The organism is Gallintestinimicrobium sp., from assembly GCF_046968865.1.
In the GTDB taxonomy this organism is placed as follows: Bacteria; Bacillota; Clostridia; order Lachnospirales; family Lachnospiraceae; genus Gallintestinimicrobium; species Gallintestinimicrobium propionicum.
In genome coordinates this window covers 326,058-347,974 of sequence record NZ_JBKVPW010000002.1, presented here as the reverse complement: position 1 = coordinate 347,974, position 21,917 = coordinate 326,058, and the positions used below count along the sequence as shown (strand labels likewise).

Below are 21,917 nucleotides of genomic sequence, written 5' to 3'. Positions count from 1 at the left end.
ACAGGTATTAGCTTCCTGTCAGGTATCTCTTTTAATGTATGCTTTTTGAATCGGTTTGTAAAGACAGATTTCCCAATCTTCAGCAGCTTGCCTGATTCACTCCATCGCCCCTTTTGTCATTTCCCTGATATGATACGGAACCAGAACGGTCTTTACCTCGTCGTCACCACGGATTTCATCTGCCAGAATCCGTACGCTTAAACTGCCGATCTCCTTTTCATTCTGTTTGACATGCGTAAACATCGATTCATTCACGATATTATCGCTGCCGTCAAAGCACACAACCGGACATTTTTCCTGCAAACCCAGCTTTCTTAAGCAGGTATAGACAATCCGTGCCAGACTGTATTCCACTGCAAAATAGGAATCGATCTCCGGATGCTCTTGGATAAATTCGATAATCTTCTCCTCGTCTTCTGCAAGCTGCTGTTCTCCCCGATCCTGATGGTATGCCGGAAGTGTCGCGCGGATATCCGTAATCCACAGGCTTTCATCTGCAAACAGACCATATTCATTATATGCCTTTTTAAAGCCCCGAATCCGCTCCTGCAGGGTAGAGGTCTCAGCGGCATGCGGTTTGACAAAACAGGTTTTTCGATATCCCCGGGCGAGCAGATAACGTGCAAGATCTCTCGAAGCCGCCTCGTTATCCGTTCCGACAAACGAAATCGGCACGCCCTTCAGCTGTCTGTCAATTGTCACGACCGGGAAATGCTGTACCGCCATCTTCAGAATGCTCTCGCTGTAATTTTCATCATGGACGCACATAATGATAATTCCGTTCACCCCCAGCTCGCGCAATCGTTCAATTCCGGCTGTTTCTCCGTCTTTTCTTCCATAAGAGCAAATCAGCATCATCCCAAAGCCCTGATTCCGGCATTCCATTTCGATACTTCCAAGCATCTGGCATCCAAAATCCGCCCCGAATCCGTCCAGCACAACGCCGATTACAGGCGTATGATCCGAAAGAGGTTTTTTTTCTGCAATGCTCCCTGCAGGTACTTCCAGTGCCTTTGGCGTTTCCTGGTGTTCGATCACGAACGTCCCCTTTCCGGGAATCCTCGTGACCAGTCCTTCCTCTGCAAGAAGCTCCACCGCTTTTTTGCTGGTGATCCGGCTCACATGGTACTGTTCCGACAGCTCTTTTTCAGACGGAAGCCTGTCCCCGACCTGATATCCTCTTTCTTCAATTTTGGCTCTTATTTCCTCATAAATCTGTTCATAAAGTGGAATCTGTTTCACGGTTACCTCCGTCCCCCCGTCGGCACAGTCCAATTGTGTCTGTATTATCATGAGCAAAAGAATACCTGCTATGCAAACATTTTATCGTCATAAACACCAGAATGTCTGATACAGGAATATTCTATTGTCCTGAACCCGAAAGCAGACAGGCTCCATCACAGAGCCTGTCTGTTCTGAACCGACAGTGAATCTTATCTGAATAACTATTTACTGTGCAGCAATCAGGTCGTTTACTTTCTGAGCAAGCTCTGTCAGAGTATCAACGGTACCGCTCTTGCCATCCATGAAGTTGTTGAAATCAGGATCCCAAAGCTTGCCAGCATCGCCGGACCAGTCAGCTGCATAACGGATTGCGTTCTTGGTTTCGATTGCCATCATGGTCTTAACTGCTTCTGCTGCGTCTTCATGACCGTTATCTTTTACAGTGTTGTAGAATACGTCTGCGGATGCTGCATGTGCGCAAGCTGCAACAGGTGTCTTGGTCAGAACGGTTTCATACATTTCGCTACTCATGAATTTCATCAGTTCCCATGTCTCATCGGGATACTTCAGATCTTTCGGGGATACCCAACCAACGGTATCATAGCTCTCAGCTGCTTTTACAGAGCCTTTCGGAATCGGAGCATAACCCCAGTTTAAGTCAGGGCAGTTACGGATCAGGCTGTCAACTTCCCACTGTCCATAAAACAGCATACCCATTTCGCCCGCTTCGAATGCGGACAACTGGTTTGCAGTTTCATAGGTTCTGCCGGGAATTGTGCCATCTGCGATCAGACCTGCAACCTTTTCTGCTGCCTCTTTTAACTTGTCATCTACGGTAACCTTTGTCGTATGAGTCAGGCTGTCCACGAACGGAGAACCGCCTTCCGATACGCTGATATTGGTCAGACCGAAAATATCAGTGTTCAGACCATACAGACCAAACTTGTTAGCAGAAGGATCTTTTAACTTCTCAGCATACTCGAACAGGTCATCCCATGTCCAGTCTACAGAAGGCTCGTCCAGACCGGCATTTGCCAGGATGTCTTTGTTGTAGAATACGCCGTATACGTTTACAAGTCCGGGAAGTCCGTAGGTCTTTCCATCGTACTGCCAGCCGTCAACAGTTCCTTCATAGAAGCCATCCATGAATTCGGAATCAGCTGCAGCCTTATCGGTCCAGTCTGTCAGCAGGTTCTTTTTGTAAAAAGAGCAGCCCTGGTCATAACCTAACTGGAATACATCAGGAGCTTCTCCTGCAGTGATCATCGCGTTCATCTGCTGGTTGTAATCGGAATAGGAACCTTCTACGATTTCAACCTTGATGTTGGGATGCTCTACGGAGAATACGTTGTCAAACGCATCCTGCATCGCTGCATTCATTTCATCGCTTTCCCAGTCTACCACTCTCAGCGTTATAACTTCCCCCGAATCCGCTGATGTGTCTGCCGTTGAATCAGCCCTGGTGTCTGTAACTGCAGAATCAGCCGCAGGTGTTGCTGCTGTATCCGATGCAGAGCTTCCGCATCCCGCCAGCATTGTCACTGTCATTGCAGCAACCATCACAATTGCCATCGCTTTCTTTCTTTTCATTTGATATACCCTCCTTTTATCTTTGTCGGTATTTTATTTACAAAAACGCACTTTTCAAATAGCCTTTTTGTAAAAAACCTTCTATGAAATGATGTTGGGATCAAAAAGTATTTTGACCCCTTTGATACCAGATTGCCACGTGCTTTGCACTTCCGCAATCTTCAAAAACATTCAGGCTTTTACGCCGGAACTGTTTAAAGAGCCAAGGCCTTCCATGAAGTACTTCTGACAGAAGAAGAACAAAATCAGGATCGGGAGCATGTAGACAACGTCTGCTGCCATAAACAGGTTCCACTGTGTTCCATAAGTACTGCTTGTCATTCTGCCGACTGCCAGGGACAGTGTCCACTTTTCCGGTTTGGAAATGACATACAGCAATGGAGTTAAGTAGTCGTTCCAGGCACCCTGGAACGACTGGATTGCAATAACTGCGATCAGCGGTTTACACATCGGTCCAATTACCTTTAACAGAACCTGTAGTCTGCTCGCGCCGTCCATTCTCGCCGCTTCATCATAAGACTTCGGCAGACCGGACATAAACTGTTTTGCCAGGAAAGTCTGGAACGGTGCACCTAGGAAAGCCGGGATAATCATTGGCCACCAGGTTCCGTAAAATCCGCATGCCGCCCATAAACGGAATACCGGGATTACCGTAACCATGCCGGGAATCATCATGCTGCCTACAATCAGGTAAAACCACACCTTCTTGCCCGGAAATCTCAGTCTTGCCAGCGCGTAACCGACGCTCATACAGCTACACACCTGACCGAAACATACGATCACGGAAATAAATACAGTATTGCCAAAGCGTTTCCAGAATTCAATCTGCTGTAAGCCGATTGTGAAGTTTTCCCAGTGGAATACTTTTGGAATCCACTGAGGCGGCATCGCAAATACTGCCGCATTATCTTTTAAGGCCGTTGTCAGCATCCACAAAAGAGGCATAATCATCGGGACACAAAAGATCAAAATAATCAGATATCGAATCACTGTCGTGACAATGGCTTTCTTTTTCTTTCCCACTTTCGATTTTCCTCCTTATTCATTCTCGTAATAAACGTACTGCTCAGATTTTCTGAAAATAATAACAGTAAATACCATAATAATCAGGAACAGAATCCACGCTTCTGCACTCGCACGTCCAAATTTGTTATTGGAAAATGCATTGGTATAAATATCATAATTGATAAAGTGAGATGCATAGTTCGGGCCGCCGCCTGTCATAATCTGTGCTTCTGCAAAGGACTGCATGCATCCGATCAGACCGGTAATCAGCTGTAAGAACACGATCGGTGTAATCATCGGTAACGTGATGCTCTTAAACTTCTGCCATCCGCTTGCGCCGTCCAAGTCTGCCGCTTCGTAAACATCTACCGGTACAGACTGCAGACCGCTTAAGAAGATAATCATCATACCTCCAACGCCCCACCATTTAATCAGACTCAGGGAAAGCAGCACAACCTTTTCATCTGTCAGCCAGCCAACTGCAGGAAGTCCGATCTGGCGAAGCATTCCGTTTAACAGACCGGTGTCGCTCTTAAACATAAACTGCCACAGAATGATTGCTGCAACGCTCGGTACGATAGTCGGCAGGTAATAAAGAACACGGAAGAACTTGATTCCTTTTAACTGCTTGTTTAACAATACCGCCAGTGCAAGACCGAGGATCAGGGAAACCGGAACGTTAATCAGCGCATAAATAAATGTCACAGCTACGGACTTCGGAAATACCGGGTCCAGCGTCAGGATGTATTTGAAGTTCTTCAAACCTGCAAATACCGGATCATTGTATCCGTCCCAGTCACAAAATGCACAGTAGAGGGAATACAACATCGGATATGCACACAAAAGCGGAAATCCGATCAGGGTCGGGATCATGAATAAATATCCCTGTACTCCTTCCCTTTTCCAAAAGCTTTTACCCTTTTGTTTTTCTTTTGTTTTCTCCTTCATTCTTCTTCCTTCCTCTCTTGTTATATTTTATATACTATTTATATCATTTTTGCAGTTAAGTCACATTTCCATTCATCCTTTTCCAGACGCGAGCATAGTTTTTGTGCATTGTGTATTATTTCTTCTATCTTTTCCATACTCATTTGTGCTTTATGGGTATAATATATTATATCCGTTTTGCATTGTCAAGTAATGTTATATGTAATTATGTATTTTATATCATATATATCATATTGTGATGTGACTGTGCACAATTTCAATCGTTTTCGAAACTTATATTTTTAGTATTTTTGTACTGTTTCCGTCTCTACCACATCTTTTGGAACGACATTTTCCGCTTATTTTTAATGTGCAAAAACTCCCGTCATGATGTACAAATACAAACAGCGGCCATGAAAAACCCGTTTCATTCCGACAGAATATCCGCACCTGCACATACCCTGTCGTTGGTTTTCCATAGCCGCTGTTTCATTTATATTATATATTCTCTTTAACGAGCTCAATTTATTTCGAGGCAAAAGAAAAAAGCCTTGAAACTCAAGGCTTTTATACTTCCTGCGGAAGATGGGACTTGAACCCACACGATATTGCTATCACAAGATCCTTAGTCTTGCTCGTCTGCCAATTCCGACACTTCCGCATAGCGGTTAACCGCTGCAAGAAGTATAATAGCATTATGCCGTCGGAAAGTCAACAACAAATTTTACTTTTTTTCAAGATCTGCCCGAATGGTTTCCCAGATGCAGGATGCCGCCAGATCTGAGCCTGCCGGTGAGGCATGTGCGCCGTCCTCCGCATACATTTCAATTTCCGGATGATTCTTTTTGTACTGCCACCATTCTTCCCCAACCGGTGCCAGCAGTGCACCAATTTCTTCTGCAATTTCCTGATGCGCTTTTGTCATGCGGGACTGCACCGCTTCCTCTTCCTTCATCGCCCAAGTCATGTAAATGACAGGCGTACTGTTTGCTTCCCGAATCCAGGCGTTCAATTTCCGCGCCGCATCGAAAAACTTCTCCTCCGGTCCAAACGGATGCGCATGCTCCTGTAAAATAACATAGTCATAATTGCCGAACAGAATATCAAACCGTACATCCGGCTCTGCAACATGCTGTGCCAGGAACCAGCCACCATGGGCGATCATCGTAACTTCGCAGTCATAGCCTGCCGCCCTCGCTTTTTTTGCTGCCATCAAAGGCATATCATTGTAATATGTATGACTGTTTCCAATAAATAACAATCTCAGCTTTTTTCCCATCGTTTTCCTTCCGGCAGATTCTGCCGCCTCCTTCTTTTCGATTGTAGCACAGCCCAAATCAAAACACAAGGTTCGAAGCCTCCACAGCGGAAAGCATCCACGATGCGATTCGCGACAATAGAATATTCGTGGAACGCGCATTCTATTGTATTGCGAATGGCGCATGGGAACAGTAACATTTTTATTCCTTAAAGCTATTTTTTTACAAAAAAGACTTGCATTTTGTTTTATACTGTGCTAATATTTCATCTTGTCAGCGGCAAGCAGACAATGCAGGAATGGCGGAATTGGCAGACGCGTACGGTTCAGGTCCGTATGATAGCAATATCATGAGAGTTCAAGTCTCTTTTCCTGCACGGTAAAGCACATCACATTGTGGTGTGTTTTTTTCTTTCATAGGAAAATGCGTCCTATGAAAGAAAAACGCTCCGCGAGGATGCGCACTCGACGCAGGGGTAGATGGTTGCTAAAGCAACCGCGCCTCGGCGCGAGAATGTGCCAAGGCACATTCTTTTTTACAGTAAACAGGAATATCAAAAAATTCCTCATTTTTTTCAAAAAAAGCTTGCGCTCTTCGATTTTCTGTGATAACATAGCTTTTGTTAACAGCACACGGCTTTCAAAAGCCACGGTCAATAAATGCAGGAATGGCGGAATTGGCAGACGCGTACGGTTCAGGTCCGTATGATAGCAATATCATGAGAGTTCAAGTCTCTTTTCCTGCACGGTAAGACACATCACAATGTGATGTGTCTTTTTTGTTCCTGACAAAAGAATGTGCCCTGGCACATTCTCGCGCCGAGGCAACCATCTACCCTTGCGTCCAGTGCGCCTCCCCATCAGCTTCCCGTTCTATGCTTTCTCGCCGCTTTTCCTTATTCAGTCCACCGCTCGTAGGAGACACGCTGCTCTTTAAAAAACTCGCGCGCATCACGGCATTTTCTCCGAACTTCGCACGGATCTGGTCGATCGCCTGATTCGCTTTTTCCAACTTTTCGTAATCTACCGAATCAAACAGGCTGTACTGACGATATTCGAACTCCGTCAGCCGCGTCGCCGTCACGTTTAAAAGACGCAGTGGCTTTTTCCCGTCCCACATCCGCATCAGAAGCGTCCATGCCTCCCGGTAAATTTCCTCCGTCACATCCGTCGAAGATTCCAGCTGCATCTGCCTGCTGCTGTTCTCAAATCCTGCCGTGCGCATTCCGACCGACACGCCGCCCGCCTTTTTGTGCTCTGCACGCAGCCGAATTCCGACTGTTTCACATAAAGAGAGCAAAATCTGACGCGCATAGGCAGGGTCTGTCACATCCTCCGGCGTCGTGACGCTGTTTCCGCATCCTTTATTTTCCGCATCCATATCAAACATTCCGGCGCTTTCATGCCCTTTGGCATACTCCTGCAGCGCAAGCCCATGCTTTTTCATATGCGCAAAGAGCATTCCGGAATCCGCCTGTGCCAGATCCCCAATCGTATAAATTCCCAGACTTTTCAACCGTTTACAGGTCGATTTTCCGGCAAATAAAAGATGCTCCACCGGAAGATTCCACAATTTTCCCGGAACTTCCTCAGGAAACAGGGTATGCACCAGATCCGGCTTTTTGAAATCCCCAGCCATTTTAGCGAGCAGACGGTTCGTCGAAATCCCGATATTGACCGTAAATCCAAGGGTTTCTTTGATTTCACAGCGCAGCTTATTGGCAAATGCCTCCGGTTCACCGTACATTCTGCCAAAATTCTCAAATTCTGCCCACGCTTCATCGATGCTGTACGGAATTACCACATCCGTATAGCGCCGCAATAACGCCCGCAGACGGTTCGACTGTTCCACATAAACTGCGAAATCCGGCTTCACGACAATCAGCCCCGGACATTTCCGACGTGCGGCTGCCAGAGGCTCTCCTGTTGTAATTCCATATTTTTTGGCAGGCGTACTTTTTGCAAGCACAACGCCGTGCCTGGATTCTTCATCGCCACCGACTGCCGATGGCACTGTCCTTAAATCGAGACTGCCCGGCTGACCGCGCAGCCTCTCCAGCGCACTCCAACTCAAAAAAGCGCTGTTGACGTCGATGTGGAAGATCAGCTTTTCCGATCTCATTTTTCTTTTTCTCCCCGCAAGGTATTTCCGTAAATCTCCAACAGGATTTTAATAATTCTACGGATTCGTTTCCGGGTTTCCGGATCGAGACTTTTCAGACTTTTTAAACAGCTTTTGAGATTTTCCTTCCAGTGTTCTGAAAATTCTGTCAGCGTCGTCACGCCGGTCTGGTCTATTACCTGAAACAGCGTTTCGACAAACAGCTGACGTTCTTCCTCCGGAAGCGTAAAAATCCACTGGTTCAGTGCTTCGTTCATCCGCTTCTGTTTTGCCTCGATATCCACTGCCTTGACAAACTTTCCGTCCTCAATCTGCCAGGTAAACGCATCATGCTGCAAAATGCCGATCCCGGAGCTTTTTACAACCTCATACTGTTCATAATTTTGTAAAAGCATCCCGACCAAAGAGGAATACGGCAAAATCCGGTGCACACGGCTTCTGATCTGCTCATAGGAATCTCCCTCAAACACTTCCGGCAAAAATCCCGGACCGTCCAGACTATAAATGTCCGTAATCCTGCGCTGCACGCCGGTTTCCGCCCAGGTCGCCGCATAGGCAGCCAGGTTTCCGCCTTTGGAGTGCCCGCATACCATAAACGCTCCCGGAAGCTTGCAGCCGACCTGATTTAGGTACACACTACTCATCTCCTGGGATGCCAGCGGTTTTCGAAATGCCAGCCGAAAATCCTCTTTCCAGCCGACAACCGAATCATCCGTTCCACGAAACGCCACCACCGGCTCACAACCTTCCGGGAAAAAAGTGACTGCTCCGAACTGCGCCTCCTGCTCTTCCTCCATCCGCTCCCGATAGTAATTGCATCGCATCGTGCGAAACCGTCTTCCAGCAAGCAGCGCATTCCAGAGCTTTCGGTTGTTTTCCCCGTACCACTTATCTGCAAACACTGCAGAAAGATCAGCCGTCCGGTCGATTTCTTCCAGCGTCACACTCTTTTTGTGCTGCGCAATCGTCGGCACAGCACTCCCGAAATCAAAATAGGACAACTGCGCCAAAATCAGGACATCCACATCGCAAAACGCCCGCTCTGCAAAGGCCTGATCGCCATACTGAATCAAATAATCTATGACATTTCCCATACGCTTCCTCTCAGATTTTTTTATTTATGACAATAGAATGCTCGCTGAGCGTGCATTCTATTGTTTATATTACACACCAGTGCTGCACTTCTGTGCACATACGGCGCACTTTTTGCACGCCGCATCCACTTAAAGCACCAGCGATCAAACTGTTTTATGCTGCGCCGCGGCTGCTGCCGCCCTTGCACGCTTCTTCAAATTCCCTTAATTTCTGCTTTGCAGCGGCGGACAGATTCTTCGGCACATCGATCTGAACCGTCACATACTGATCTCCGTGTACGGATGCGTCTTTCATCGACACGATGCCCTTGCCTTTTAAACGAATCCTGCTGCCGGACTGCGTACCGGGTTTAATCCTGCACACAACCTTGCCGGTCAGCGTCGCAACCTCTGCTTCGCCGCCGAGCACCGCCGTCGTAAACGGGATTTTGACCGTTGTATACAGGTCAGCGCCTTTTCGTTCAAATCCAGGTTTTTCCTGAACATCTACCTTCAAAAGCAAGTCGCCGTCACCTGCCAAGTTGCTTCCGGGCATACCTTTTCCGCGCAAACGGATCGTCTTGCCGGATTCAATACCCGCCGGGATTTTAACCTGAACGGTAGATATCTTGCCATCCTGTCCCTGCAAACTGATCTTCTTTTCGCAGCCAAATGCCGCTTCGTCAAAGCTGACGCTGATCTCAGCGCGCAGATCCTCGCCTCTTTGAGAGGAGCCAAAGCCGCCGTAGCTGCCGCCGCCAAAATCGAAGCCGTCAAAACCGCCAGTGTAGCCATTGCCGGTCGAGCTGCCAAAGCCGCCGGTATAGCCGCTGCCTGCCGTGCCGCCGAAGCCCTGGCTGTAACCATCAGCTCCGCCGAATCCACTTCCAAAATGCGTCCGATAGCTCTTGCCGGACTGCTTCTGTCCGGATTTGCCGTGGAACATGCCGCCGAACAAATCTCCAAACAGGTCATCCATATTTCCGCCTTCAAAGTGGAACGAATGGAATCCACCATTTTGTCCATAGCTGCCCTGTGGGCCCGCACCGGCGCTGCCTGCCCCACTTCCGTCAAACGCCGCGTGACCATACTTATCATACAGCGCTTTCTGTTTCGGATCGCTCAATACACCATACGCCTCTGTAATCTCCTGAAAGCGCTGCTGCGCCGTCGGATCATCCTTATTCACATCCGGATGATATTTTTTTGCAAGTTTTCTATATGCTTTTTTAATCGCATCGGCATCGGCGCTTTTGGAAACGCCGAGCACTTCGTAATAATCTCTCTTTGCTGCCATTGTTGCCTCCATTCTGCAAGAGCGCAAACATCCCCGGATCACTTCCGGGGATGTCTCTTACCGGTTGTCGATCCGGTCATCATCTTTGTTCTACATGTACTATAACACCGTTTCAAAATAGTGTCAATGGAAGCCAGGCAGTTCACAAAAATTTCACGCTTCTTTCAACGCGTTTAGCAGCTCTTCATAGGTTTCCAGTGCCGGAATCTGCGGATAATCTGCTTTGATCTGCTCTGTCGTACGGAATAAAAATCCGCTCTTTCCCGCTAAAATCATGCCAAGATCGTTATAGCTGTCTCCACTTGCGACCGTTTCAAAGCCAATCGACTGCAATGCCCGCACGGTTGTCAGTTTAGAATTTTCCACCCGCATCTTATAATCCGTGATCTCGCCGTCCTCTGCTACCACGAGGGAATTGCAAAAAATTGTCGGCCAGCCGAGCTTTTTCATCAGAGGCTGTGCGAATTCCGTAAAGGTATCGCTGATAATAATCACCTGCGCAAAGCTGCGCAGTTCATCCAGAAACTCCTTTGCCCCCGGAAGAGGGTCGATAGAGGCAATCGTCTCCTGTATTTCTTTCAGTCCGAGCCCATGCTCTTTTAAAACAGAAAGGCGCCAACGCATCAGCTTATCATAATCAGGTTCGTCCCTCGTCGTTTTTTTCAGCTCCGGAATTTTGCTCGCCTCCGCAAAAGCGACCCAGATTTCCGGTACCAGAACTCCTTCCAGATCCAAGCAAATCAGTTTCATCTTTTTCCTCCATTCTGCCCATTTGCAGCATTTTTATTCTCTCTGCGATTATATCGTGAGCATAGCTCACTCAATAATTTCGCCGTTCGCGATGAGCAGGCTTCGCCTGTTCCCGCTCTCTTGCGCTCATTATAACACACGGCTTTTTAATTTTACGCGGTAAATTCTCCGTAGAGAATCGTCGATCCGCTCCTCACTCACCGTTCCATCTACAACGGCATCCAAAACGCCCTGATATGCCTCTTCAAAATTCTCCGGCATCAAAACCATGTCCGCACCGGCTTTCAATGCCATAATCGCGGCAACGTCCGATTTATAATATTCGGTAATCGCTCCCATATTCATTGCATCGGTAATAATAATCCCCTGATAACCCAATTCGTTGCGCAGCACTCCCGTAATGATTTTTTCGGAAATACTCGCAGGAAGCGAATCTCCATCCGTCAGGTTCGGTGCTGTGATATGCCCTACCATAATCATATCTACACCCGCTTCTATGCCAGACTGAAACGGTAAAAATTCCTCTGCTTCCATCTCCTCCTTCGTCCGGTTCGTCTGCGCCGCGCCGGTATGAGAATCCCCTGCTGTATCCCCGTGTCCCGGAAAATGCTTCAGACAGGCACTCACGCCGGTCTCCTGCAGCCCTGTCACCGCACTGGAAACCATCTGTGCCGCCACACCTGCATCCGATGAAAAGGCACGGTTTCCGATCACCGTATTGTCTACATTCGTCAACACATCTGCAACCGGTGCAAAATCCACATTAAAACCATAAGCAGAAAGATAACCTCCGATATTTTGATATGCATCGTATGCCGCCTGCGTATCTCCTGCCGCACCGATTTCCCCCATCGGTAGAGTCTTATCCAGTTTTAAGGCGTCCGCAACGCGCGCAACCTTTCCGCCCTCTTCATCTACGCCGAAAAACAGCGGAAACAGGCTGTAGGATGCTGTATTGGAAAGCATTTCTTTTAACTGGTTTTCCGACTGGATATTCTGTGCAAAATAAATCAGGCCGCCTACCGGATATTTTTCCAGGCTTTCTCTGGTCGCATCGCCCGCTGCCACAACCTGTGAAACTCCCGTCAACTGCTCCGGCGTCACAAAGAAAAGTCCCGCTACCTTCTGCTCCAGCGTCATCCCTGCGAGCGTATCCTCTACCATATCGTTTAATGCTTCCTCTTTTGTATAGGTGCTCTCCGTTTCTTCCGTAGATTCCGTCTCAAACAGGGCCGCGACCGCCGCCTGCGCCTGCGCGGATTCTTCTACCCGGGACGCTTCCAAAAGCTCCTGTCTGGATTCCTCCTGCGCCGCCTGATGCTGTTTTACCGCACTGCCAGCTGCGCGAATGCCAAAAAAGCAGCCCATCCCAACTGCAATCAAAACCACCGCCATGACACAATAAGAAATCATCTGATTTCTGCGTCTGCGCCTTCTTCTGTTTTCTCTGTTCGTCTTTTTTTCTGACATCTCTGATACTGTTCCTTCCAAGCTCGTTTGTCTGCAGGATTCCCTTTTAGACTAACACAAACGGAAGCGGGTATCAATCATCTTTTTGATCAATACCCGCTTCTAAAATTCGCTATCCAATGGTCTAAACCTCCGTTTCTCTGTATCGTTCCAACTCTTCGGATTTTGTACCTGCGTACAGTTTCTTCTGTTGACATCCCTCAACGACTTTTCCGTTCCATCGTGTTTCCCTGTCGTCAAACAACATCTTTTCCGCATTCAAAATCGGATTGTGTACTTGATGCAAACCATTTGCTTCGCGTTTCTTTAAAGTAATGGAATCTATGATTCCCTTTAAAGACTCCTTATGCAGTTTTTCCTGTGCTCTTTCATCCATTCTGATGTTTTCGATATCCGATCCGACAGGCTTTCTATTTCCGAATTAGAATGGAAAGCATTTGACTACTGAAAAGCTTCTACCAGTTTCTTACATCTTCTGTCTGAAAAGAGTGAATGTTATACGGTTTCCGGTGGATTGTCCTCCTTTCTTTTTATTTTTGTTCTTTGTTTTCCTTGTTTGTAACTTCATTATATCCATCGAAAACCGTTCTGTCAATTATTTATCTGACGTTTTTTTAATTTTGTTAATTTTTTCTTTTTATTTCCAGATAATCTCTGATTTATCTGTCTTTTTAAGTCGTTTTATCAGAATTGTCTGATTATTCGTTTCGGATTGCAGCCAGCGGGCTCAGCTTCATCGCTCGCTTTGACGGAAAATATCCTGCCGCCATGCCGATTACTACTGCAAAGATCACGGACGCCCCGGCAAGCCAAAGCGGAATATAGGACAGGCTCGACATATTTCCACTCGCCGCCACGACCTTGTTGATGATCATGGAAATCAGATAGCTGATCCCCAGGCCAACGATGCCACCCACCAGACCGATATCTGCAGCCTCCATCAGAAACATTGCCTGAATATTTCGCATATCGCAGCCCAGCACCTTCATCACACCAATTTCCTTTGTCCGTTCATAGATGGACATCATCATCGTATTGGTAATGCCGATCGCTGCAACCAGAAGAGAAATCGCACCGATTCCACCCAGCATTGCCTGAATATTGGCATACTGCTTCTGTGTGGATTCAATCCATTCAATATTACTGCTCGCTTCATAGCCAAGTGCCTGAATCTGCTCCTGCACAGCAATCATATTGTCGATGTCATCCACATTGACCTTTAATACAGAGTAAAACAAATCCTTATACGGTTTTCCGTTGGATGTCGTAGGCTGTCCCGGAATCGCCTTGTTTCGAAAAACCCGTTTCAGCGTCGCCGTGAGCGCATCCAGATTGCAATACACATTGTAGCCGTTTGCACTGTATCTGCCGTCTTCGCTTTGTTTTTCCACCCCCGCCGTCGGGATCAGGTATTTCTTTGGAGGAGTCGTCGTCGAATCTCCGTCCCTGCCTGAGCTTCCGCTATTCTGGCTCGCATAATAGGCATCCTGATCAAAGATGAAAAAGACGCTGTCTTTCATAAAATCGACTGCAAATACTCCCTTATCATAATAGGGATATTCATAGGTTCTCGGATTATAAAAATCTGCCGCAACCCGATTTCCGTAAAAAAACTGCAGCTCCTTGTCATCCAACGGCAGCTTACCGTCTCCGATTTCTATATTTAACGCCTGCAGGCCTTCCGGCGTCATTCCCTGAATGGTCATATAGTCATCCACATACTGCCCATACTTTGCCACAATATTAAGCTGCAGCACCGGGTATACATTTTCGACATGGTCCAGACTTTCAAGCAGACTTACCGCTGCATCGTCCAGACGCATCACCTTATCCTTTGAGGACGAACTTCCGGAATCCGAAGAAAATGTCACAGACCCGCCTCCGCCGATGGAGTACGTGGTATAGGAGCTGCTATCTCCCCTGCCCTCCCGCACTTCGATCGTCGTAAGACCGCCGTACTGTTCAATATCTTCCATTGTCGCCTTGTTTAAGCCAAGTCCCAGCGATACCATGACGACAATAGACGCCGTACCGATCACAACGCCAAGAATTGTCAGAAGCGTCCTCACTTTTCTTTTCCACAGATTTGCAGAGCTCATCCGCAGCAAATCAAGTATTCTCATATTCGTCTCCGTTTTGACAGCTAAGAAAACGCGAGCCAAACATTTCGTCTGGCTCTTTGTTTTTCTTTATTCATGACAATAGAATGCTCGCAGAGGGTGCATTCTATTGTTGATCATCCTTCTGATTTAAATCGAGCAAGTCCTCCTGCAGAAGCTTTGCCGCCTTTTTCTTTTTCCGAAGCTTCACGACAACGACTACAACAACAATTCCTGCAGCAACTGCTGCGATAATCCCGACAATCATTCCGATGTTTGAGGTCTTCTGCGGCTCTTCCTCCGGAATCATCATATCGGAGCCGTCATCAATCATCGGTTCCGAAACATACAGCTGCATATCAATCTCCTGACGGGTCTGGTTACCCGCATCGTCTTCATAGGTCAGCACCGCTTTTACCGATCCGTCGTCTGTCGTCGCAGCAATGCCGTTTACCATCGCATCGACATTTCCGGTGGCACCGGGCGCCAGGTTTCCGATAAACGTATCGCCGCCCTCAACGCTGTCCGCCTCAAACTTTACCTGAACGTTATACAGCGTCGTCTTACCGGTATTATAAATCTGGAACATGACATTGGACTGTTCCCCAACCATAATCGAGGTCGGATTGATTTCGGGAGTGCTCGTGTCGTACTTTGCTTCCTGCTTGACCGGTACGGAAACCTTCGCTTCGTCCGTCAGATCCGCCTTCAAATCCGTATCATATTTCATCTTGACCGTTACTACATAAGGCTTCTGAGAAAGATCCGCCTTCGCCTGCATTTCGATTTTCAGATCCTGACTGCTGCCCGCCGGCATCCGATCCACATAGATCGAGCTGGATCCGGACGTCGGTAGGAACGACGCGTAGCTGTTTGTCACCTGTCCACTGCTCGTTTCAGTTCCACCCTCCACGGCTTCCAGATCGAACAGCACGTTGCTGACTGCAGTATCCTGGGAAGTATTTTTGACATGAATCGTCAGGGTAAAAATGCTGCCAGCATACACTTGTGCCGGATCAGTTTCAAAGCCCGTCACAATAATTCTGGGCTGGGAAATCGTCGCAAGATCAGAAGATCCGATCCGTCCGCTGCCGGGTTTGCCCTGGCAATATACATATACCGTAATCTCTGCCGGTTTCTCGCAGCGGATTTTGTTTTTGCTGTACCATACCTTAAAGGTCAGCGGATAATAACCGGTCAGGACGTCCTCTCTGGCGGTAAACGTCCAGGTCAGCTCTCTTCTGTTGAACACCGCTTCGTCATACAGCTTTGTGGCACAGCCCGGAATCTCGTTAAAGTTCTTCGTATATCCGGTGCTGTCGGGCTTAAATGGCCATTTCTGGATGTCGTTGGAAACCTCCGGCTCTACCAGAAGGTCTGTCAGCCATTCTTCACCGAGGTTGATGAGCGGCAGCACGATTTCCACACTCTGTCCATAGGAAACGCTCGGCGTCGTCCAGTTGTCCGCAACCGTCAGAAATTCCGTCGTCGTTGTCACACTTCCGCTTTTACCGATCGCTGTGTCCATCTCCGCTTTCACTTTTTCCACATAGCTCCACATCGCATCGGGCGTCATGTATTCCGAATTTGCGATGTAATATTGCCCACTGTACATGATATCGTCCAGATCATCGATGATGTACTGCTCCGGATTTTCCCGTTTAATCAGACTTTCCTTGTAGTTTTTCAGCTCCACGGACGCTCTCCATCTATCATCATCCGTGATGTACTGTACCGAGTTTCCGCTTACCTCATCCGCATAAACCGGCATCGGAGTTTTGACAGCTGCTACCGCCGTCATGAAAATCAGTCCTGCTGTCAGTAATTTTTTGCACCAGCTTTTCATATGCTCGCCTCTTCCTCCCGTTTCTTTTCTTCCTTTTCCCGTTCTTCTTTGCTCTTTCCTGTCATATCGTCAATCCGGACAATTTTGCCGTCAATAATATGGAAAATACGGTCTGCAAAACTCGCCAGATGGTTGTCATGCGTAACCATCACGAGCGTCTGCTGTTTTTCGTGTACCACCTGCTGCATCAGCTCCATCACTTCTCTGGACGTATTGGAGTCAAGGTTTCCGGTCGGTTCGTCCGCAAAAATGATCTCCGGATCAACCACGAGTGCCCTCGCCACGCCGACTCTCTGCTGTTGTCCGCCAGACATCTGAGTCGGCCGGTGATTTTTGTATTTGCCGAGCTTTACCAGATCCAGAAGCGCCGACGCTTTTTTTAACCGCTTTGCCTTATCCACACCCTGAAATGTCAATGGCAGCGCCACGTTTTCCAGCGCTGTCATCGTCGAAAGCAGGTTAAAAGACTGAAAAATAAACCCGATATGCTCCCGTCTGAAACGAACCAGCTGGTTTTCTGTCTTGTTCTCGATATGTTCCCCCGCGATGACAATTTCGCCTTTTGTCGGCTTCTCCAACCCGGCGAGCATATTTAACAGCGTCGATTTGCCCGATCCGGACGTCCCGACGATGGCGCAGAATTCTCCTTTATAAATCGTGAAATCCACGCCGTTTAGGGCGCGCACTTTCGATTCGCCCACGCGGTAGATTTTATACAGATCCTTGACACAAATGACCGGTATTTTGTTATCTGCCATTTTCTGATTCCTTTCGTTTCCGCTGCTATCCCGCAGTACCGCCTCGAAAACGCTTTGCGTTTCCTCATTCCCGCAGTACCGCCTCGAAAACGCTTCGCGTTTCCTCGATCCCGCAGCACCACCTCGAAAACGCTTCGCGTTTCCTCGATCCCGCAGTACCACCTCGAAAACGCTTCGCGTTTCCTCGATCCCGCAGTACCCGCTCGAAAACGCTTCGCGTTTCCTCGCTGCAGGGCATTCGCCCTGTCGGAAAAAAGAGAAGAGGCAACTCGTCTGCAAGCAGCCGGTTGCCTCTTCTCTTTTTTCCGGTACTGCTCATTGGTAATAGCATATCATATTTTATGTCGGAAATCTTTAAGATTATTTTAAGCTTTTTTCATAACCGGAACGAAGGTAAGATGTTTGTCCATCCAGTCACCCATGATGCCCATGGTCTTGCCCTAAAAAAAGAATGTGCCTTGGCACATTCTCGCGCCGAGGCGCGGTTGCTTTAGCAACCATCTACCCCTGCGCCGAGTGCGCATCCTCGCGGAGTATTTTTATCGTATGGAAACGAAGTTTCCTATACGATAAAAAAGCCCTGTGCCGGGAGTGCTCCCAAAGCACAGGACCTCGTATTCCCATTTTATTGGCAAGCCTTACAGCTGCACCAGCACGAACATATTGTAGATCGCTCGAATGGCGTTTTCGAAATCCCCGTCGCTCACGCCGATGATGATGTTTAACTCGCTGGAGCCCTGGTCGATCATCTTAACGTTAATATTAGCGTGCGCGAGTGCGGAGAAGATACGTCCCGCAGTGCCTCTGGTCGATCTCATGCCACGGCCTACGACTGCGATCAGCGCAAGGTCGCCCTCGATGTCGATCATATCAGGCTTTGCAAGGCGATGGATCGCTGCGACTACGTTCTGTTCCTTATCCATAAATTCATCCTGATGTACAAATACGGTCATCGTATCGATGCCTGACGGTACATGCTCAAACGAAATTCCATTATCTTCAAAAGCCTGTAAAATTCTTCTGCCGAACCCAATTTCGGAATTCATCATATCTTTTTCGATATTAACTGAGCAAAAGCCTCTCTTGCCGGCAATACCTGTAATGACAAATTTCGGCTTCTGGCAGGTGCTCTCCACAATCCAGGTGCCACTGTTGTCCGGTTCGTTGGTGTTGCGGATATTGATCGGGATACCTTCGCTTCTGACCGGGAAAATTGCCTCTTCATGCAGCACGGACGCGCCCATATAGGAAAGCTCGCGCAGTTCTCTGTAAGTGATCGTCTCGATCTTTTCCGGGTTCGGGATGATATTCGGGTCTGCGATCAGAAAGCCGGATACGTCCGTCCAGTTTTCATAAACATCCGCATGAACCGCCTTTGCAACGATCGAACCGGTGATATCGGAGCCGCCTCTGGAGAACGTGCGAATGCTTCCGTCCGGATTTGCGCCATAAAAGCCCGGCACAACCGCGTTTTCCATGTTCTGAAGGCGTTCGCCCAGTACCTCGTTGGTCTTTACTGCATCGAATTCGCCATTTTCCTTAAAAAATACGACCTGTGCCGCATCGACAAATTCATATCCCAAATAAGCCGCCATTACGATACCGTTTAAATACTCTCCGCGAGATGCCGCATAATCCTTTCCGGCATGAGCACGGAAGTTTTTTTCGATGACAGCAAACTCGTCTTCCAGAGACAACGTCAGGGACAGACCGTCAATGATCTCCTGATAGCGTTCCTCGATCTGGTGCAGATTTTCAGAAAAATCTTCGTCCTGCTCCGCCAGCGCGTAACAGCCATACAGCATATCCGTTACCTTTGTGTCCTTGCGGAACCGTTTGCCCGGCGCGCTCGGTACAACGTATCTTCTGGATGCTTCTGCATGGACGATTTCCGCGACCTTTTCAAACTGCTGTGCGCTCGCAAGGGAACTGCCCCCGAATTTTACTACTTTTCTCATGGTCTCTGTATTCTCCTGTCTTTTTTCAATCCTTGATTCTGATCTTTTTCACAAATCCGAAGATCTGCTCCCGGCATTTCTCAAACTCTGCTTCCTGCATGGATTCTGTCACAAAAGCAAATTCCTCCAAAGCGCTGTCCAAAACGACCGGCACTACGGCTCCGAATACCTTTTCGACATCCGCCCGGGCTTTCTTTAACACCCGGACAAAGAAGCGTCCCTCCTGATTGTCAAAGTCGGCGACTTTTGCCTCGCCCTCTTCCCACAGGCATCCGACTGTTTTCTGTAGATGTCTCGCGCATTCCACCACATCGGCGACTACCGCGCTCGCAGTCGGCAGCTTTCCGGCACCGCGTCCGTAAAACATCGTATCGCCCAGCGTATTGCCGCATACCGCCACGGCGTTGAACACATCGTTGACACCGGCAAGGGCATTTTCTTTTTTCAGAAGGTACGGCGCAACGGATATCTGATAGCCATTCTCCGTCTCCCGGCTGAGCGCCAGAAGCTTGATTGTCGCATCCAGCTTCTTTGCATAGGCAAAATCTGTCGGATCGATTCCGGTGATGCCCTCCGTATGGATTTTGTGGAAATCAACGGTCTTTCCCGCTACGAGAGAGGTCAGAATCGCAATTTTGCGGCACGCATCGTAGCCTTCCACGTCTGCTTCCGGATTGCGCTCCGCATAGCCCAGTGCCTGCGCCTGACCAAGGGCTTCTTCAAACAACATGCCCTCCTGTTCCATCTTTGTTAAAATATAATTCGTCGTTCCATTTAAAATACCGGAAACTTCCACAATCCGCTCCGCCGTCAGGCAGTTGTTAATTGGACGAATGATCGGAATACCGCCGCCTACGCTCGCCTCAAAAAAGTAATTGCAGCGATTCTCCCGCGCCAGCCGAAGAAGCTCTGCGCCGTGGTTTGCAACCAGCTCCTTATTCGAAGTGCATACGCTCTTTCCGGCTTCCAATGCACGCTTGGAAAACGTGTATGCCGGTTCGTTTCCGCCCATCGTCTCGCAGACAATCGAAATCTCCGGGTCCTGTAAAATAACTTCTATATCATGTACGACTTTCGTCTCATTCGGATCTCCGGGAAAATCCCTCAGATCCAGAATATATTTCACTTCAATCGGATTACCGGCACGCTTTGCAATCAGCTCCTGATTGCAGGAAAGCACTTCAGCCACGCCGCTTCCCACTGTACCATATCCTAATATCGCTGCTTTTACCATGCTTTGCTATTCTCCGTTTTCTACTCTTTCGCCAGAATCTTTACGCTGTGCACGCCTGTCCGCTTCTCCATCGCATCCAGCATTTCCGAAATGTCCTTCGTCGTCTGAAGAACCTGTACGCTGATACTCAGCGCCGCAACGCCATTGATCGGAATACTCTGATGAATCGTCAGAATATTTGCGCCAAACTGTGCAATGACCTGAAGCACATCTGACAGAAGTCCCGGTTCGTCCTCGATCTGCATCGAAAGCGTTACAGTTTTTCCCTGGGTACTGTCGTGGAACGGGAAAATATCATCCTTATATTTGTAAAAAGAGCTTCTGCTGATACCAACCGCATCTACCGCGTCCTGAATGGTGGGCAGCTTTCCCGACTCCAACAGCCGTTTCGCTTCCACAACCTTCAATAATACCTCCGGTACCGCTTTTTTTGTCACCACAAAATATTTGGTAGGCTCTGTCATAATATCGCCCCCTTTATGTTCTTATGTCGCACACACTTGTGCGCCATTGAGGGATATTCTAACATAGCCTACCAAATTACGCAAGAACTATTTTTATCCGATTCTCGCCCGTTTGCGCTGTCGCTTGCCTGTCTGGAAACGATATGCGCCTACGACGTCGTAATAATAAACCGCTGCATACATCACAGCGCCCATAATAAACGCCATCAAAACGTCGAACATCGAATGCTGTTTGATAAACATCGTGGATAAAATGATCGAAACACAGAGAATCAGGGAGCCTCTGCGCACCCACTTTTTGCCGGAGAGCGTTTCATTGTTCATCACCGCGAAATGCGCTCCGAGGAAATTATATACATGAATACTTGGGAACAGGTTGGTCGGCGTATCCGTCTGCCAAAGCTGACTCACCAGAACCGTAAATACATTGTGGCGCGGCATGGTGTGAAGCCGCAGATGCTGAATATTCGGAATAAACGTAGAAATCACCAAAAAAATCAGCATTCCCGTGCACAGAAAAACTGCACATCTGTCATAGTTGCGCCGATCCTTGAAAAACAGATACCCGAGCACAGCTGGTACATAAGCAAACCAGAGCAGGTACGGCACGACAAAATATTCACAGAACGGTATATAATCATCAATGTTCATATGCACTACCATATACTGCACATTGGTGCGGTGCTCCAGCAAATAAAACCACAGAACGTAGATCACACCGAAGATTGCCAACGGTATGATATGCTTATATTTCTCATAATAGCGTTTCATTGCTCTCCTCTTTCGCTGCCGGGCAGCGATTCCATCCTCACGAAAAACAGCGTTTCTTCTATTTTTATACG

The 21,917-nt window shown here is 48.0% G+C and carries 18 protein-coding genes and 3 tRNA genes; 2 read left to right on the top strand and 19 right to left on the bottom strand.

From position 1 onward, the window contains the following. Positions 1-96: 96 nt before the first annotated feature. From ACLTOQ_RS03380 to ACLTOQ_RS03355, 6 genes are all read right to left on the bottom strand, one after another. Complete coding sequence (locus ACLTOQ_RS03380) at positions 97-1,242, bottom strand: GntR family transcriptional regulator (protein ID WP_412286921.1); 1,146 nt, start codon at positions 1,240-1,242, stop codon at positions 97-99. Between the two features lie 207 nt (positions 1,243-1,449). Further along, positions 1,450-2,814, bottom strand: coding sequence for an ABC transporter substrate-binding protein (locus ACLTOQ_RS03375; protein ID WP_412318744.1), 1,365 nt, complete (start codon positions 2,812-2,814; stop codon positions 1,450-1,452). Between the two features lie 171 nt (positions 2,815-2,985). After that, positions 2,986-3,837, bottom strand: a complete 852-nt coding sequence (locus ACLTOQ_RS03370) for a carbohydrate ABC transporter permease (RefSeq protein ID WP_117963037.1) — start codon at positions 3,835-3,837, stop codon at positions 2,986-2,988. 15 nt (positions 3,838-3,852) lie between these two features. Next, positions 3,853-4,767: a carbohydrate ABC transporter permease gene (locus ACLTOQ_RS03365; protein ID WP_021914577.1), complete on the bottom strand. Its 915-nt coding sequence runs from the start codon at positions 4,765-4,767 to the stop codon at positions 3,853-3,855. Positions 4,768-5,323: 556 nt separating this feature from the next. Next, positions 5,324-5,407 (bottom strand) — tRNA-Leu (locus ACLTOQ_RS03360). Positions 5,408-5,470: 63 nt separating this feature from the next. Further along, positions 5,471-6,094 (bottom strand): hypothetical protein, encoded by a 624-nt coding sequence (locus ACLTOQ_RS03355; protein ID WP_412318743.1) that lies wholly within the window; start codon positions 6,092-6,094, stop codon positions 5,471-5,473. Positions 6,095-6,297: 203 nt separating this feature from the next. Here ACLTOQ_RS03355 and ACLTOQ_RS03350 point away from each other — a divergent pair. Further along, positions 6,298-6,381, top strand: a tRNA-Leu gene (locus ACLTOQ_RS03350). Between the two features lie 285 nt (positions 6,382-6,666). Next, positions 6,667-6,750, top strand: a tRNA-Leu gene (locus ACLTOQ_RS03345). Positions 6,751-6,836: 86 nt separating this feature from the next. Here the strand turns inward: ACLTOQ_RS03345 and ACLTOQ_RS03340 are convergent. The 13 genes from ACLTOQ_RS03340 to ACLTOQ_RS03280 form a co-directional block, all read right to left on the bottom strand. Then, a complete protein-coding gene (locus ACLTOQ_RS03340) occupies positions 6,837-8,126 on the bottom strand; it encodes a DNA polymerase IV (protein ID WP_412318741.1) in 1,290 nt (429 codons plus the stop codon). Continuing rightward, positions 8,123-9,220 carry an Mbeg1-like protein gene (locus ACLTOQ_RS03335; protein ID WP_021914574.1) on the bottom strand — a complete coding sequence of 366 codons (1,098 nt, stop codon included), beginning with the start codon at positions 9,218-9,220 and terminating at the stop codon, positions 8,123-8,125. The genes ACLTOQ_RS03340 and ACLTOQ_RS03335 overlap by 4 nt, the downstream gene beginning before the upstream one ends. A gap of 154 nt (positions 9,221-9,374) precedes the next feature. Next, positions 9,375-10,496 carry a DnaJ C-terminal domain-containing protein gene (locus tag ACLTOQ_RS03330; protein ID WP_412318739.1) on the bottom strand — a complete coding sequence of 374 codons (1,122 nt, stop codon included), beginning with the start codon at positions 10,494-10,496 and terminating at the stop codon, positions 9,375-9,377. A gap of 153 nt (positions 10,497-10,649) precedes the next feature. Then, positions 10,650-11,246 (bottom strand): bifunctional phosphoserine phosphatase/homoserine phosphotransferase ThrH, encoded by a 597-nt coding sequence (thrH, locus tag ACLTOQ_RS03325; protein ID WP_021914572.1) that lies wholly within the window; start codon positions 11,244-11,246, stop codon positions 10,650-10,652. A 129-nt stretch (positions 11,247-11,375) separates the two neighbouring features. Further along, positions 11,376-12,716, bottom strand: a complete 1,341-nt coding sequence (locus tag ACLTOQ_RS03320) for a glycoside hydrolase family 3 protein (protein WP_412318737.1) — start codon at positions 12,714-12,716, stop codon at positions 11,376-11,378. Between the two features lie 124 nt (positions 12,717-12,840). Continuing rightward, the gene (locus ACLTOQ_RS03315; RefSeq protein ID WP_021914570.1) at positions 12,841-13,092 is read right to left on the bottom strand and encodes a hypothetical protein; all 252 of its coding nucleotides are present in this window, start codon (positions 13,090-13,092) and stop codon (positions 12,841-12,843) included. Positions 13,093-13,414: 322 nt separating this feature from the next. Beyond that, positions 13,415-14,839, bottom strand: a complete 1,425-nt coding sequence (locus ACLTOQ_RS03310) for an ABC transporter permease (RefSeq protein ID WP_021914569.1) — start codon at positions 14,837-14,839, stop codon at positions 13,415-13,417. Positions 14,840-14,942: 103 nt separating this feature from the next. After that, positions 14,943-16,661 (bottom strand): COG1361 S-layer family protein, encoded by a 1,719-nt coding sequence (locus ACLTOQ_RS03305; RefSeq protein ID WP_262585931.1) that lies wholly within the window; start codon positions 16,659-16,661, stop codon positions 14,943-14,945. Beyond that, a complete protein-coding gene (locus tag ACLTOQ_RS03300) occupies positions 16,658-17,419 on the bottom strand; it encodes an ABC transporter ATP-binding protein (RefSeq protein WP_021914567.1) in 762 nt (253 codons plus the stop codon). The genes ACLTOQ_RS03305 and ACLTOQ_RS03300 overlap by 4 nt, the downstream gene beginning before the upstream one ends. 638 nt (positions 17,420-18,057) lie before the next feature. Next, positions 18,058-19,377 (bottom strand): aspartate kinase, encoded by a 1,320-nt coding sequence (locus ACLTOQ_RS03295; protein WP_337427807.1) that lies wholly within the window; start codon positions 19,375-19,377, stop codon positions 18,058-18,060. 25 nt (positions 19,378-19,402) lie between these two features. After that, complete coding sequence (locus ACLTOQ_RS03290) at positions 19,403-20,611, bottom strand: homoserine dehydrogenase (RefSeq protein ID WP_412318734.1); 1,209 nt, start codon at positions 20,609-20,611, stop codon at positions 19,403-19,405. A gap of 20 nt (positions 20,612-20,631) precedes the next feature. Next, positions 20,632-21,075, bottom strand: a complete 444-nt coding sequence (locus ACLTOQ_RS03285) for an ACT domain-containing protein (RefSeq protein WP_021914564.1) — start codon at positions 21,073-21,075, stop codon at positions 20,632-20,634. 93 nt (positions 21,076-21,168) lie between these two features. Next, on the bottom strand, positions 21,169-21,846 hold the full coding sequence (locus ACLTOQ_RS03280) for a serine/threonine protein phosphatase (protein WP_412318733.1): 678 nt from the start codon (positions 21,844-21,846) through the stop codon (positions 21,169-21,171). Positions 21,847-21,917: the final 71 nt, after the last annotated feature.

Coding starts and splice junctions, on each gene's coding strand:
- ACLTOQ_RS03335 (WP_021914574.1), bottom strand. CDS start 9,220: ATGGGAAATGTCATAGATTATTTGATTCAGTATGGCGATCAGGCCTTT.
- ACLTOQ_RS03295 (WP_337427807.1), bottom strand. CDS start 19,377: ATGAGAAAAGTAGTAAAATTCGGGGGCAGTTCCCTTGCGAGCGCACAG.
- ACLTOQ_RS03310 (WP_021914569.1), bottom strand. CDS start 14,839: ATGAGAATACTTGATTTGCTGCGGATGAGCTCTGCAAATCTGTGGAAA.
- ACLTOQ_RS03285 (WP_021914564.1), bottom strand. CDS start 21,075: ATGACAGAGCCTACCAAATATTTTGTGGTGACAAAAAAAGCGGTACCG.
- ACLTOQ_RS03315 (WP_021914570.1), bottom strand. CDS start 13,092: ATGGATGAAAGAGCACAGGAAAAACTGCATAAGGAGTCTTTAAAGGGA.
- ACLTOQ_RS03280 (WP_412318733.1), bottom strand. CDS start 21,846: ATGAAACGCTATTATGAGAAATATAAGCATATCATACCGTTGGCAATC.
- ACLTOQ_RS03320 (WP_412318737.1), bottom strand. CDS start 12,716: ATGTCAGAAAAAAAGACGAACAGAGAAAACAGAAGAAGGCGCAGACGC.
- thrH (WP_021914572.1), bottom strand. CDS start 11,246: ATGAAACTGATTTGCTTGGATCTGGAAGGAGTTCTGGTACCGGAAATC.
- ACLTOQ_RS03375 (WP_412318744.1), bottom strand. CDS start 2,814: ATGAAAAGAAAGAAAGCGATGGCAATTGTGATGGTTGCTGCAATGACA.
- ACLTOQ_RS03305 (WP_262585931.1), bottom strand. CDS start 16,661: ATGAAAAGCTGGTGCAAAAAATTACTGACAGCAGGACTGATTTTCATG.
- ACLTOQ_RS03300 (WP_021914567.1), bottom strand. CDS start 17,419: ATGGCAGATAACAAAATACCGGTCATTTGTGTCAAGGATCTGTATAAA.
- ACLTOQ_RS03330 (WP_412318739.1), bottom strand. CDS start 10,496: ATGGCAGCAAAGAGAGATTATTACGAAGTGCTCGGCGTTTCCAAAAGC.
- ACLTOQ_RS03365 (WP_021914577.1), bottom strand. CDS start 4,767: ATGAAGGAGAAAACAAAAGAAAAACAAAAGGGTAAAAGCTTTTGGAAA.
- ACLTOQ_RS03340 (WP_412318741.1), bottom strand. CDS start 8,126: ATGAGATCGGAAAAGCTGATCTTCCACATCGACGTCAACAGCGCTTTT.
- ACLTOQ_RS03290 (WP_412318734.1), bottom strand. CDS start 20,611: ATGGTAAAAGCAGCGATATTAGGATATGGTACAGTGGGAAGCGGCGTG.